This is a genomic window from Pantoea sp. MBLJ3, from assembly GCF_000816655.1.
Lineage (GTDB): Bacteria > Pseudomonadota > Gammaproteobacteria > Enterobacterales > Enterobacteriaceae > Pantoea > Pantoea eucalypti.
Genome location: NZ_JSUT01000012.1, coordinates 95,689 through 109,590 on the forward strand (window position 1 = coordinate 95,689; position 13,902 = coordinate 109,590).

Genomic DNA, 13,902 nt, shown 5'->3' on the forward strand with positions numbered 1-13,902 from the left:
GGGGAGCCTGTCTCCCCGTTTCAGCACCACGTTATTGATCCGCCGCTAAACTTATGGCCAACACTTCCTTCAGGATAGGGTGATATTCATCTGAGGAGGATGCCGCATGGAACAGCTTAAATCAGAACTCACGCTGGCGCTGGGTGAAACCATCAGCCGCCTCGAAATGATCAGTGAACATCCACCCACCCGGCTCTATGCGTTATACAATCGTGACGGCCTTCCTATGCCAGTGGTGGCGAAATATTTTCGTCACCAGGGCAGGGCGGCGATGGAAGCCAGAAAACTGGCGTTGCTGGGGCAGGCCGGGCTGGTCGCCGTACCCGCGGTCTATGGTCTGGTGCTGAGCCAGCAGCCGCCAGTGCATGAAATGCTTCTGATGGCGCGACTGAATGGTGTGACGGCGGAAGCACCGGCGCGGGATGCTCAGCGCTGGCAACAGTTCTGCGAACAGGTCGTCGAGGGACTGCTGGCCTGGCACCGGCTTGATAGCCACGGCCTGGTCGGCACAGTGGACAGCACGCAGCAGAATCGCTGGCCCGCCTGGTATGCACAGCGGGTTGAAGTGTTGTGGGCGACCCTGAGCTATCTGCGTCCACCCACCTTTACCCTGGACGATCGCCAGGTGCTGTTCCGCTGCCGCGCGCGACTGGCGCATCTGTTTCGCGGCTTCGATGATCCCTGCGTGATGGTTCATGGCAACGTGCGGCTGCAGAGCATGCTGAAAAACAGCCGCAGTGACCAGTTAATCGCGATGACACAGCCCGGCACGATTCTCTGGGCACCGCGTGAATATGACCTGATCCATCTGGATGCATCGCCAGCCGAAACGGCGATACTGCATCATTACCTGCAACGGGCGCCGGTCTCAGAGGGTTTTATCTGGCGTCGGTGGGTTTATCAGCTGTGGGACTGCATCGACACGCTTATCCAGACCGGCACCTTTGATCGGCCGCGCTTTGACCATGCTCGCGCACAGTTACTTCCCTGGCTCGGCTGAGCCATCCTCGGTTTTCAGCCGTTGCAATAACGTGCCCAGCGTTTCATAAACGGCACGTTCGCTGTGACTTAGCCAGATCGATGACGGTATGGCCCGTTCCCAGCCATTCAGCGGTGAGGTAATCGCAAGCTGATTGGCGGGCGCGGCAATGGGCTTCAACCCGACCGCGTGGAAAAAGCGTATTGCCCGTGGCATATGATTCGCGGAGGTCACCAGCATTAGCGGGCGATTGCCTGCCACAGTTTTAACTGCCTGCGCTTCGTCTGCGGTATCGCGTGGCTGGTCAAGGATCTGAATATGTTCGTGAGGAACGCCCAGACTTTCCGCCACCTGTGCCGCTACCCAGGCGCTGCTCTTCGGATTGGTGCCGCCCGCTGCACCGGTAAAAATCAGGGTCGACTGCGGATTACGCCGCCACTGGCGCACACCCTCTGCCACGCGTGGCAGGCTGTTATTCAGCAGGTTCGAGCTGGGCGCCCATCCCGGATTAAAGGTATAGCCTCCACCCAGTACCACAATATAGTCCACCTTCTCTGCGCCGTTCCAGGTCGGGTAGCGGCTGTCCAGCGGCAGCAGCAGACGATCCGCCAGCGGCTGCAGACTCAGCAACAGAAGTAGCAGCCAGCTGACCGAGATCACGGTTTTGCCGCTTTTCTGCCAGCCAGTAAACCAAACCAGTAAAATACCAAGCGCCATCAGCAAAAGCAGAAATGGCAGGGGTAAAAGCAGCCCGCCAATGACTTTTTTCAGGGTAAATAACATCAAAAATGCGTCCTGTTGTCCGAAAATAGAGCACCCGGAAGGGAAGATGGGGATGAAAGGTTCATTCTTCTGGTGCCTGTGACAAAATAGCATAAGTCTCACCGCAGCATACCGGAGCGCATGCCATGCAGGATCGTAACTTTGACGATCTCGCGGATAAATTTTCGCAAAATATTTACGGCACCACTAAAGGGAAAATACGGCAGGCCATTCTTTGGGACGAGCTGGAGAAGATACTGCCCGATCTGTCGTCACACCCGCTGTCGGTGCTGGACGCGGGCGGCGGTATTGGCCAGGTCTCCAGCGGGCTTGCGGCACAGGGCCATCAGGTTCTGCTGTGCGATCTCTCTGGTGAGATGCTACGCCGGGCAGAGGAAAATGCGGTGTCGCAGGGTGTGAGCCATAACATGCAATTCAGACAAATTAGCGCTCAGCAGGTTGGCGAACATTTGGATAAGCCGGTGGATCTGGTATTGTTCCACGCTGTGCTTGAATGGGTCGCTGAACCGGAGACGGTGCTGAAAGCGCTGTTCGATCTGCTGCGTCCAGGAGGCGTCATGTCGCTGATGTTTTACAATCTGCACGGCCTGACACTGCGCACCTTAACGCTGGGTAATTTCGGCTATCTGCGCACCAATCTGACCAAACGCAAAAAGCGAACGCTGTCGCCTGATTATCCGCGCGACCCTGAACAGGTTTATCGCTGGCTGGAGGCGTGTGGTTTTGTGATTGAACAGCGTGCCGGGATCCGGGTATTCAGTGATTACATGAAGCCGCCGAAGGGCGAACCAAAAAGCGACGACGAAATTATTGAGATGGAGCGGCGTTACTGCCGTCAGGAACCCTTTTTGAGCTTAGGGCGTTACATCCACGTGACCGCGCGTAAACCCGGGCAGAAGGACGAATTATGAGTGAATTTTCCCAGACGGTACCTGAACTGGTCTCCTGGGCGCGCAAAAATGACTTTTCCCTTGCGCTGCCAGTGGAACGTCTGGCCTTTTTGCTGGCTATCGCCACCCTTAATGGTGAGCGTATGGATGGCGAAATGAGTGAAGGCGATCTGATTGATGCATTCCGTCACGTCAGTAAAGCTTTCGAACAAACCCACGAAACCGTGTTGGTTCGCGCCAACAACGCCATCAATGACATGGTGCGACAACGCCTGCTTAACCGCTTTACCAGCGAACTGACCGAAGGCAATGCTATCTATCGCCTGACGCCGCTGGCCATCGGCATCACTGACTATTACATCCGTCAGCGAGAATTTTCGACGCTGCGCCTGTCTATGCAGCTGTCGATTGTGGCCAATGAACTTAAGCGAGCAGCCGATGCGGCGCAGGAAAACGGCGACGAGTTCCACTGGCATCGCAATGTTTTTGCGCCGCTGAAATATTCGGTGGCGGAGATCTTCGACAGCATTGATATGACCCAGCGTCTGATGGATGAACAGCAACAGGCGGTGAAAAACGATATTGCTGAACTGCTGAATAAAGACTGGCGCGCGGCTATCTCCAGCTGTGAAATGCTGCTTTCCGAAACGTCAGGGACGTTGCGTGAACTGCAGGATACGCTGGAAGCTGCGGGCGACAAACTTCAGGAAAACCTGCTGCGGATTCAGGATGCCACGCTGGACAGCCCGGACCTGGGCTTCGTCGATAAGCTGGTGTTTGATCTGCAAAGCAAACTTGACCGGATTACCAGCTGGGGCCAGCAGGCGATCGACCTGTGGATCGGCTATGACCGCCATGTCCATAAATTCATCCGTACCGCCATCGACATGGATAAGAACCGCGTCTTTGCGCAGCGCCTGCGGGTATCAGTACAGAATTACTTCGACGCGCCCTGGGCGCTGACCTACGCCAACGCCGACCGTCTGTATGACATGCGTGATGAAGCGCTGACGCTGCGGAATGACGAAGTGATGGGCGAACTGCCGCCGGAGATGGAATACGAAGAGATCAACGAAATTCGCGAACAGCTGGCAGCGATGATTGAAGAAGCGCTGCAGGTCTATAAATCGCAACAAAAACCGCTCAACCTCGCGTCAGTGATGCGCGACTACCTGGCCCAGTATCCACGCGCCCGCCATTTCGATCTGGCACGCATTGTGGTGGATCAGGCGGTGCGCCTTGGCGTAGCAGAAGCTGATTTAGCCGGTTTGCCTGTGGAATGGCAAGCCATCAATGATTACGGAGCCAAGGTGCAGGCACATGTCATCGACAAATATTGAACAAGTGATGCCGGTTAAGCTGGCACAGGCACTGGCCAACCCAATTTTTCCCGCGCTGGATAGCCAGTTACGCGCCGGACGTCATATCGGTATCGAAGAGCTGGATAATCATGCGTTTCTGATGGACTACCAGTCGTTTCTCGAAGAGTTTTACAGCCGTTATCACGTTGAGTTGATTCGTGCGCCGGAAGGCTTTTTCTATCTGCGTCCGCGTTCAACGACGTTGATTCCGCGTTCCGTGCTCTCTGAGCTGGATATGATGGTCGGGAAGATTCTTTGCTATCTCTACCTCAGCCCGGAACGTCTGGCCAATGAAGGGATTTTTACCCAGCAGGAGCTCTACGACGAGCTGCTCTCGCTGGCGGACGAGAATCGCCTGCTGAAGCTGGTTAACCAGCGTTCCACCGGTTCGGATCTGGATCGCACCAAACTGCAGGAGAAAGTGCGCGCCTCTCTGAGCCGTCTGCGCCGTCTGGGTATGGTGTGGTTTTACGGTAACGACAGCAGCAAATTCCGCATCACTGAATCCGTGTTCCGCTTTGGTGCCGACGTGCGCAGCGGTGATGACGCCCGTGAAGCGCAGCTTCGCCTGATTCGTGATGGCGAAGCGATGCTACTGGAAAACGCGACAGCACCGGTCGACACCGACGAAGGTGACGGTCAGGAAGGCGACGCGAGTGAGAACGCAGAGGAAGAACAGGCATGATTGAGCGCGGAAAGTTTCGTTCGCTTACGCTGATCAACTGGAACGGCTTTTTTGCCCGTACTTTTGATCTCGATGAATTAGTGACCACGCTGTCAGGCGGTAACGGTGCGGGTAAGTCCACCACCATGGCGGCATTTGTGACCGCGCTGATCCCCGATTTAACATTGCTGCACTTCCGTAATACCACCGAAGCGGGCGCAACGTCGGGATCACGTGACAAAGGTTTACACGGGAAGCTGCGGGCTGGCGTCTGTTACTCCATGCTGGATGTCGTGAATTCACGTCATCAGCGTGTGGTGGTCGGTGTCCGTCTGCAACAGGTCGCCGGACGCGATAAAAAGGTCGATATTAAACCTTTCAGTATCCATGGCCTGCCAACCGATACCAACCCGACCGATATGCTGACGGAAGTGCTTAACAGCCGTCAGGCACGCGTATTGCCGCTGAATGAGGTGAAAGAGCGGGTTGAGGCGCAGGAAGGCGTACAGTTCCGCGCTTATAACTCAATCACCGATTATCACGCCATGATGTTTGATCTGGGCGTGGTGCCGCGACGTCTGCGCTCTGCCAGCGATCGCAGCAAGTTTTATCGTTTGATTGAAGCCTCACTGTATGGCGGTATCTCCAGCGCCATCACCCGATCGCTGCGTGATTACCTGCTGCCTGAAAACAGCGGCGTGCGTAAAGCGTTTCAGGACATGGAAGCGGCGCTGCGCGAAAACCGCATGACGCTGGAGGCAATCCGCGTTACCCAGTCTGACCGCGATCTCTTTAAGCATCTGATCTCCGAGGCGACCAGCTACGTTTCGGCTGACTATATGCGCCACGCCAACGAGCGTCGGGGGCATCTCGACAGTGCGTTACAACTGCGCAGTGAGCTGTTCAGCAGTCGCAAGCAGCTCGCCACCGAGCAGTATCGTCATGTTGAGATGGCGCGCGAACTGGCTGAGCACAGTGGCGCAGAGAACGATCTCGAAGTCGATTACCAGGCCGCCAGCGATCACCTGAATCTGGTGCAGACGGCGATGCGTCAGCAGGAGAAGATTGAGCGTTACGATGCCGATATCGAAGATCTGATGCTGCGTCTGGAAGAGCAGACCGAAGTGGTCGCCGAAGCGCGTGAAATTCAGGAAGAGAATGAAGCGCGTGCCGAAGCCGCTGAGCTGGAAGTGGATGAGCTGAAAAGTCAGCTGGCCGATTTCCAGCAGGCACTCGACGTGCAGCAAACCCGCGCCATCCAGTATCAGCAGGCCTTGCAGGCGCTGGAACGCGCCCGCACGCTCTGCCAGCTGCCCGATCTGACCATCGACAATGCCGCTGAATGGCAGGAAAGTTTCCAGGCCAAAGAGGAAGAGGCGACAGAACGCCTGCTGCGTCTGGAACAGAAGCTGAGCGTCGCGGAAGCGGCACACAGTCAGTTCGAACAGGCGCTGGCGCTGGTGACCAGCATTGCCGGTGATGTGTCCCGTCAGGATGCCTGGCAAACCGGTCGCGAACTGCTGCGTGATGCCAGCAATCAGCGTCATCACGCTGAACAGCTCTCATCGCTGCGTCTGCGTCTCAATGAGCTGGAACAGCGCCTGCGCGAACAGCATGAGGCGGAGCGTCTGCTGGCCGAGTTCTGCAAGCGCCAGGGGCAGCATTATGAAGCCGATGCGCTGGCTGGCCTGCAGCAGGAACTGGAAGCACAGATTGAACAGCTGAACAGCAGCGTCTCGGACGCCGGTGAGCAGCGCATGATGATGCGTCAGGAGCTGGAACAGCTGCGTGAACGCATCACCAGCCTTACCGCCCGTGCGCCACACTGGCTGGCGGCGCAGGAGATTCTGACGCAGCTCAGCGAACAGACTGGCCAGGCGCTGAACAGCAGCCAGGACGTCACCGAATATATGCAGCAGCTGCTGGAGCGTGAGCGTGAAACCACCGTCGAGCGCGACGAAGTGGCCGCACAAAAACGCGATATCGAGCAGCAGATTGAACGACTCAGCCAGCCAGGCGGTGCGGAAGATGCGCGACTGACCCAGCTGGCAGAACGTTTTGGCGGCGTCTTACTGTCTGAAATTTATGATGATGTCACACTGGATGATGCGCCGTACTTCTCCGCACTCTACGGTCCGTCACGTCATGCGATCGTGGTGCCGGATCTGTCACGTGTTCGTGAGTTGCTGGACGGGCTGGAGGAGTGCCCGGAAGATCTCTATCTGATCGAAGGTGATCCGCAGTCGTTCGATGACAGCGTCTTCAGCGTGGATGAGCTGCAGAATGCGGTGGTTGTGAAGGTAGCTGAGCGTCAGTGGCGCTACTCCCGCTTCCCGAAAATACCGCTGTTTGGCCGTGCTGCGCGTGAAAATCAGCTGGAGCTGCTGCATCTTGAACGCGACAAGCTGGCCGAACGCTACGCGACGCTGTCGTTTGACGTGCAGAAAACGCAACGTCTGCATCAGTCGTTCAGCCGTTTTATCGGCAGTCATCTGGCCGTGGCGTTTGACGCTGACCCGGAAGCGCAGATCCGTCAGCTGGGCGCGCGCCGGGCTGAACTGGAACGGGCGCTGAGTCAGCACGAGAGCAATAATCAGCAGCAGCGCCAGCAGTATGAGCTGGCGAAAGAGGGCGTGTCACAGCTAAACCGACTGCTGCCACGCGTTAACCTGCTACTGGACGATACGCTGGGCGATCGTTGCGAAGAGATTCGTGAGCAGGTCGATGCGGCGCAGGATGCGGCGCGCTTTCTGCATCAGCACGGCGCGAAACTGGCGAAACTTGAGCCAATTATCGCCGTGTTGCAGAGCGACCCGGAACAGCACGAGCAGCTGCAGGCGGATTATCAGCAGGCACAGCAGCAACAGCGCAATGCGCGTCAGCAGGCCTTTGCCCTGACCGAAGTGGTGCAGCGTCGCGCCCACTTCAGCTATGACGACTCAGCCAGCATGCTCAACGGCAACAATGACCTCAGCGATAAGCTGCGTCAGCGTCTGGAGCAGGCTGAAGGTGAACGTAGTCGCAGTCGTGATCGCCTGCGTGAACATCAGGCGCAGCTGACGCAATACTCGCAGGTGCTCGCCTCGCTGAAAAGCGCCTATGACGCGAAACGCGACATGCTGAAAGAGCTGCAGCAGGAAATGCAGGACATTGGCGTCCAGGCTGACAGCAGTGCAGAAGCGCGCGCGCGCGTTCGTCGTGACGAGCTGTACACAGCACTCAGTCACAACCGTGCCCGCCGCAATCAGCTGGAGAAACAACTCACCTTCTGCGAAGCGGAGATGGATAACCTGCAGAAGCGACTGCGTCAGCTGGAGCGTCAATATCATCTGGTGCGGGAGCAGGTGGTCAGCGCCAAAGCGGGCTGGTGTACCGTACTGCGTCTGGTGAAAGAGAATGGCGTTGAGCGTCGTCTGCATCGCCGTGAACTGGCCTACCTGAGCGGCGATGAACTGCGCTCGATGTCGGATAAAGCATTGGGTGCGCTGCGTCTGGCGGTAGCGGATAACGAACATCTGCGCGACGTGCTGCGGTTGTCGGAAGATCCAAAACGTCCGGAACGTAAGATTCAGTTCTTCATTGCGGTTTATCAGCATCTGCGTGAGCGTATCCGTCAGGATATTATTCGTACTGACGATCCGGTCGAAGCGATTGAGCAGATGGAAATCGAACTGAACCGTCTGACCGAAGAGCTGACGGCACGTGAGCAGATGCTGGCGATCAGTTCGCGCAGTGCGGCCAATATCATCCGTAAAACAATCCAGCGCGAACAGAATCGCATCCGTCAGCTCAACCAGGGCTTGCAGACCGTCAGCTTTGGTCAGGTGCACAGCGTGCGGCTTAACGTGAATGTGCGTGAAACGCATGCCATGCTGCTGGACACACTGTCGGAGGAGCACGAGCAGCATCAGGATCTGTTTAACAGTAATCGCCTGACCTTCTCCGAAGCGCTGGCGAAGCTTTATCAGCGTCTTAATCCGCACATCGACATGGGGCAGCGTACGCCGCAGACCATCGGCGAGGAGCTGCTGGACTACCGCAACTATCTGGAGATGGAAGTGGAAGTTAACCGGGGTTCTGATGGCTGGCTGCGTGCAGAGAGCGGTGCGCTCTCAACCGGTGAAGCGATTGGTACCGGTATGTCCATTCTGGTGATGGTGGTGCAAAGCTGGGAAGAGGAGTCCCGTCGTCTGCGCGGCAAAGACATTTCACCATGCCGACTGCTGTTCCTTGATGAAGCGGCCCGTCTGGATGCCCGCTCCATCGCCACGCTGTTTGAACTGTGTGAACGACTGGAGATGCAACTGGTGATTGCCGCGCCAGAGAACATCAGCCCTGAGAAAGGCACGACCTACAAACTGGTGCGTAAAGTGTTTAATAACACCGAGCATGTGCATGTGGTTGGCCTGCGTGGTTTTGCTGCGGATCCTTCGCCGGTGCGTGCGGGAAGCGAAGCCGATGCATTGCCCGATTTAACGGCTGAAAAATCACAGGCGGAAACGTAGTCAAAAACTGAACCATTCGTTAATCTGGTTACGGCATTTGTCGCATGAGGCAAATGCCGTTTTTGTTTGTATACTCACATGATGAGTCACAGCGCGGTCGCAGCGGATACAGGGAACGCTGCGAAGTTGAAAAATAAGGAGGCAGGGATGTTGCGGGTAAAAAAATTACATCATCATCGCGTTGTATCATTGCTGGCGCTGGCGCTATCCGTTGTTCCATTTACGCTACCGCAGGCTGCTGTCATCGCCGCTTTGCCTGGAACTAGCCAGGCGGCCATCTCCGTATCCGACAGTCAGCAGCGCATTCGGCAGGCGTTCTCCAGCGCCGACCAGCCATTTTATCTGGGACCGCTGGCAACGCTTTATGCATCCCGTCATATGCAACCGCTCTGGCAGGATCCTCAGGCGGTGCAAAAATTTCAGCAGCAGCTGGCAGAAGTGGCGCTGTCTGGCGTTCAGCCGCAGTTCACGCGCTGGATTGAGCGTCTGACCAACCCCGCCATTACCGGCTTTGCCCGGGATGTTGCGTTGTCTGATGCGATGCTGGGTTATCTGCAATTTGTGTCGAATGTGCCGACGCAGGGTGAAACCTGGCTCTATAGCAATGTTCCTTACAGGCTGACCCAGCCCTCCGTGGCGGTGGTCAATCAGTGGCAGAATGCGGTCAATGCCGGTTCTGACAATGCATTTATTGCCTCCTTACAGCCGCAGCATCCACAGTATCAGCCCATGCATGCTGCGCTTATCACCCTGCTTAGCGATAAGCAGCCCTGGCCGCAGCTGAAAAGCAGTGAAACACTGCGTCCGGGCCAGGTGAGTGATGACGTGCCTGCGCTACGCGAAATTTTGCAGCGCAGCGGCATGTTAACGGCGCAGGTTAACGCGCCGACACCCAATGACGATGCGGTACCCGTTGCCGCCTCGCCAGTAACGCACAGCGATCAGCCTGTTGCAGTCAGTCCTTCTGCCGCGCCAGTCAGCAATCTGCTTACCCCATCACCACAATCACCGGGTAACGTACAGAGTCAGACGCTGGAAGGAAATACCGCCAATATTTATGATGAGACGCTGGTGGCGGCGGTGAAGCGTTTCCAGCAGTGGCAGGGACTGGATGGTGATGGGGCTATCGGTGCCAGAACCCGTCAGTGGCTTAACGTCTCTCCGCAGATGCGTGCGTCGTTACTCGCGCTGAACATTCAGCGTCTCCGCCTGCTGCCGGACGATATGCATAACGGCATCATGGTGAACATCGCCAACTACTCGCTGATTTACTACAACAATGGCAATAAGATCCTCTCATCACGCGTCATCGTCGGACGTCCGGACCGTAAAACGCCGTTGATGCGCAGCGCACTCAATAATGTGGTGCTGAATCCGCCGTGGAATGTGCCAACAACACTGGTGCGAAAAGATATTATTCCAAAAGTGAAACTGGATCCGACCTATCTTTACAAGCATGGTTATACCCTGCTGTCGGGCTGGAGTGCTGACGCTGAAGTGATTGATCCCAGCATGATCGACTGGCGTATGGTCACCGCCTCATCATTCCCTTATCGCCTGATTCAGGCACCGGGGGAGGCGAATGCGCTGGGCCGTTATAAATTTAATATGCCAAGCTCGGATGCGATCTACCTGCATGACACGCCAAACCATAATCTGTTCCAGCGTGATATCCGCGCGCTCAGCTCCGGCTGTGTCCGGGTGAATAAAGCATCTGAACTGGCGGGATTATTACTGCAGGACGCGGGCTGGAACGATGCGCGTATTTCCAGCACGTTAAAAGAGGGCGACACCCGCTATGTTCCGATTCGCCATCGCATTCCAGTGAATCTCTATTATCTTACGGCGTGGGTCGCTGATGATGGCAAACCCCAGTTCCGCACAGATATTTACAATTATGATGACACCGCCCGTTCGGGCAGTCAGGCTCTCAGTCGGGCTGAGCAATTACTGCTCTAGTGATTGATTTTAAATCGTTAGCAGCGTCCCGGTCATTTACACTAATCTTTTCAAATGGCGATCCCTCCGGGGATCGCCTCACAAACCATGGGCAGATGGGTTGACGCTTCTCTGAGAGAAAGTTATGGTTCGGCCTGTGCGCTTTTTGCACATTTCTCGGGCTTCATTCTCAGGTAAATCGTTACATGTCTACTATTGATTCTTCTCGTCGCAAACTACTGCTGTGTGGTAGTGCCGCCGCCGGACTGGCTTTATTGCCTGCTTCCGCAAGGGCCTCGCTTTCTACGTCTCGTCCGCGTGTATTGATGCTTAATAATCTTCACACCGGTGAAACCCTTAAAACTGAGTTTTTTAATGGTAAGAGTTACGACAAGGATGAGTTGTCACGATTAAATCACTTTTTCCGGGACTATCGCGCCAATAAAGTGAAAAGCATCGATCCGCACCTGTTTGATCAGATTTTTCGCCTGCAGGCGCTGCTGGGTATGCGTAAACCGATTCAGCTGGTGTCCGGCTATCGCTCACTGGCAACCAACAACATGCTACGTGAGAGTGGTCCAGGTGTGGCAAAGCACAGCTATCACACCAAGGGTCAGGCGATGGATTTTCATATCGAAGGCGTTTCGCTCGCCAATGTACGCAAAGCGGCGTTATCTCTGCGCGCAGGTGGTGTAGGATATTATCCCCGCAGTAACTTTGTACATATTGATACCGGGCCGATCAGGCACTGGTAACGACACCGGCAACGCTGCGTGAGCCGGTCATGGAGCGTTATGAATTACCACATTATTCCTGTTACAGCGTTTGCCCAGAACTGCTCAGTGATCTGGTGCGACTCCACGCGCGAAGCCGCGCTGGTCGATCCCGGCGGCGATGCCGAACTTGTCAAACAAACGCTGGAACAACTCGGACTTAAACCTGCTCAGATTCTGCTGACGCATGGACATCTTGATCACGTCGGGGCTGCCGTTGAACTGGCTGCCTTCTGGCAGATTCCGATTATCGGCCCGCAAAAGCGCGATGCTTTCTGGCTGGAAGCGCTGCCTACCCAGAGCCGGATGTTCGGCCTGGACGAGTGCGCACCTTTTACCCCCGATCGCTGGCTTGAAGAGGGGGAGAGCGTTCAGGTAGGGTTGATCACGCTCGAAGTCCTGCACTGTCCGGGACATTCACCTGGCCACGTGGTCTTCTTTGACCGTCAGGGACGATTGCTGATTTCAGGCGACGTTATCTTTAATGGCGGGGTGGGACGCACAGACTTCCCGCAGGGCGATCATCAGCAGCTTATCAATGCTATCCGCACAAAATTACTGCCGCTGGGCGATGATGTGACGTTTCTGCCCGGTCACGGTCCGATTTCTACGCTGGGACATGAGCGCGTGAGTAACCCTTTTCTGCAGTAAAAATCAGCGATCTTTCCTGCAATAAAAAATGGGCCATCAGGCCCATTTTTGTTTCGTCGTCAGCGTTACAGCACCGCGACAATCGCTTCGCACAGTGCCGACATATTGTCTGGCGTCATGCCTGCCACATTCACCCGGCCTGAGTTAACGGCATAGACACCGAACTCTTCACGCAGGCGAATTACCTGGTCTTTGGTTAAGCCACTGAACGAGAACATACCGTTTTGCTTAATAATAAAGCTGAAGTCACGCTGAGCGCCTTTCTCTGCAAGGGTGTTCACAAACAGCTGACGCATGCGCTGAATGCGCTGGCGCATATCTGACAGCTCCTGCTCCCAGATGGTTCGCAGTGTATCGTTGCCCAGAATAGTGGCGACGATAGCGGCACCATGCGCCGGCGGATTGGAGTAGTTAGCGCGGATGGTGTATTTCACCTGACTGAACGCCGTATCTGCCACGCTGGCTTCAGCCGCCACCACGGTGATGGCACCGACACGCTCGTTATACAGACCAAAGTTCTTGGAGTAGGAGCTGGCGACGATCAGTTCCTGATGCGAGGCGGCAAAAATGCGCAGGCCTTCTGCATCTTCATTCAGACCACGGGCAAAGCCCTGGTAGGCGAAGTCAAACAACGGCAGCCACCCATTGGCCTGTGACAATTCCGCCAGCTGTTGCCACTGCTCAGCGGTTGGGTCAATACCGGTCGGGTTATGGCAGCAGCCGTGGAACAGCACCACATCACCTGGCTGAACCTGCTGCAGCGACGTCAGCATGCCTTCAAAATCCAGCGTATGGTTTGCCGCGTCATAATAGTGGTATTCACAGACTTCAAGACCGGCCGCATTAAACACGTTGTTGTGGTTAGGCCAGCTCGGATTGCTGATCCAGACCCGCTTCACGGAGGTCTGCGTCGCGAGGAAATCTGCTGCCACACGTAACGCACCTGTGCCACCTGGCGTCTGCGCCGTACGGGCGCGGCCTGCCGTGATCAGCGGGCTTTGATTACCGAACAGCAGGACCTGTGTGCAGCGGGCGAAATCAGCCAGGCCATCAATGCTCAGATAGTTTTTGGTGGTTTCGTTTTCCAGCAGGTATTGCTCAGCTTTTTTAACACTGGTCAGCACCGGGGTCTTGCCGGTTTCGTCTTTGTAGACGCCGATACCCAGATTGATTTTTTCAGGTCGGTCATCAGCACGAAACAGATCGGCCAGCCCAAGAATAGGATCGGCGGGTGCAGCAGAGATCGATTCAAACATGTGTCAGGTCCATTAGCGTGAACGTTAGCGGAAAGAGCTGTCAGGTTAACGTCAGGCCAGGGAAATGCCAACCGTTTGCGAGACAAAATCATCAATTTTACT

At 55.9% G+C, this 13,902-nt stretch carries 10 protein-coding genes; 8 read left to right on the forward strand and 2 right to left on the reverse strand.

Annotated features, from left to right (window positions below):
* Window positions 1–106 precede the first annotated feature (106 nt).
* A complete protein-coding gene (locus NP77_RS16850) occupies window positions 107–1,000 on the forward strand; it encodes a phosphotransferase (RefSeq protein WP_039660937.1) in 894 nt (297 codons plus the stop codon).
* On the opposite strand, the gene elyC is transcribed toward NP77_RS16850, so the two are convergent.
* Window positions 980–1,762 (reverse strand): envelope biogenesis factor ElyC, encoded by a 783-nt coding sequence (gene elyC / locus NP77_RS16855; RefSeq protein WP_003849380.1) that lies wholly within the window; start codon window positions 1,760–1,762, stop codon window positions 980–982. The two genes, NP77_RS16850 and elyC, sit on opposite strands and share 21 nt — an antisense overlap.
* A 125-nt stretch (window positions 1,763–1,887) precedes the next feature.
* Here elyC and cmoM point away from each other — a divergent pair, with 125 nt between their 5' ends.
* The 7 genes from cmoM (at window position 1,888) to NP77_RS16890 (ending at window position 12,544) form a co-directional block, all read left to right on the forward strand.
* Window positions 1,888–2,673: a tRNA uridine 5-oxyacetic acid(34) methyltransferase CmoM gene (gene cmoM / locus NP77_RS16860; protein ID WP_008925851.1), complete on the forward strand. Its 786-nt coding sequence runs from the start codon at window positions 1,888–1,890 to the stop codon at window positions 2,671–2,673.
* On the forward strand, window positions 2,670–3,992 hold the full coding sequence (gene mukF / locus NP77_RS16865; RefSeq protein ID WP_003849384.1) for a chromosome partition protein MukF: 1,323 nt from the start codon (window positions 2,670–2,672) through the stop codon (window positions 3,990–3,992). Before cmoM ends, mukF begins: the two co-directional genes overlap by 4 nt.
* Window positions 3,973–4,698, forward strand: coding sequence for a chromosome partition protein MukE (mukE, locus tag NP77_RS16870; protein ID WP_008925852.1), 726 nt, complete (start codon window positions 3,973–3,975; stop codon window positions 4,696–4,698). Before mukF ends, mukE begins: the two co-directional genes overlap by 20 nt.
* Window positions 4,695–9,182, forward strand: coding sequence for a chromosome partition protein MukB (gene mukB, locus NP77_RS16875; RefSeq protein ID WP_003849387.1), 4,488 nt, complete (start codon window positions 4,695–4,697; stop codon window positions 9,180–9,182). The genes mukE and mukB overlap by 4 nt, the downstream gene beginning before the upstream one ends.
* A gap of 147 nt (window positions 9,183–9,329) precedes the next feature.
* Window positions 9,330–11,141 (forward strand): L,D-transpeptidase, encoded by a 1,812-nt coding sequence (ldtD, locus tag NP77_RS16880; protein WP_039660939.1) that lies wholly within the window; start codon window positions 9,330–9,332, stop codon window positions 11,139–11,141.
* A 185-nt stretch (window positions 11,142–11,326) separates the two neighbouring features.
* Window positions 11,327–11,875, forward strand: coding sequence for a YcbK family protein (locus tag NP77_RS16885; protein WP_003849393.1), 549 nt, complete (start codon window positions 11,327–11,329; stop codon window positions 11,873–11,875).
* A gap of 39 nt (window positions 11,876–11,914) precedes the next feature.
* Complete coding sequence (locus NP77_RS16890; RefSeq protein ID WP_003849395.1) at window positions 11,915–12,544, forward strand: MBL fold metallo-hydrolase; 630 nt, start codon at window positions 11,915–11,917, stop codon at window positions 12,542–12,544.
* 65 nt (window positions 12,545–12,609) lie between these two features.
* Here the strand turns inward: NP77_RS16890 and NP77_RS16895 are convergent, their stop codons facing one another.
* Window positions 12,610–13,800 carry an amino acid aminotransferase gene (locus NP77_RS16895; RefSeq protein ID WP_003849398.1) on the reverse strand — a complete coding sequence of 397 codons (1,191 nt, stop codon included), beginning with the start codon at window positions 13,798–13,800 and terminating at the stop codon, window positions 12,610–12,612.
* Window positions 13,801–13,902 lie beyond the last annotated feature (102 nt).

Bases quoted from the DNA above. Each gene is read 5' to 3' on its own strand.
- mukF (WP_003849384.1), top strand. From the start codon at position 2,670: ATGAGTGAATTTTCCCAGACGGTACCTGAACTGGTCTCCTGGGCGCGC.
- mukB (WP_003849387.1), top strand. From the start codon at position 4,695: ATGATTGAGCGCGGAAAGTTTCGTTCGCTTACGCTGATCAACTGGAAC.
- elyC (WP_003849380.1), bottom strand. From the start codon at position 1,762: ATGTTATTTACCCTGAAAAAAGTCATTGGCGGGCTGCTTTTACCCCTG.
- NP77_RS16850 (WP_039660937.1), top strand. From the start codon at position 107: ATGGAACAGCTTAAATCAGAACTCACGCTGGCGCTGGGTGAAACCATC.
- ldtD (WP_039660939.1), top strand. From the start codon at position 9,330: ATGTTGCGGGTAAAAAAATTACATCATCATCGCGTTGTATCATTGCTG.
- mukE (WP_008925852.1), top strand. From the start codon at position 3,973: ATGTCATCGACAAATATTGAACAAGTGATGCCGGTTAAGCTGGCACAG.
- NP77_RS16890 (WP_003849395.1), top strand. From the start codon at position 11,915: ATGAATTACCACATTATTCCTGTTACAGCGTTTGCCCAGAACTGCTCA.
- NP77_RS16885 (WP_003849393.1), top strand. From the start codon at position 11,327: ATGTCTACTATTGATTCTTCTCGTCGCAAACTACTGCTGTGTGGTAGT.
- cmoM (WP_008925851.1), top strand. From the start codon at position 1,888: ATGCAGGATCGTAACTTTGACGATCTCGCGGATAAATTTTCGCAAAAT.
- NP77_RS16895 (WP_003849398.1), bottom strand. From the start codon at position 13,800: ATGTTTGAATCGATCTCTGCTGCACCCGCCGATCCTATTCTTGGGCTG.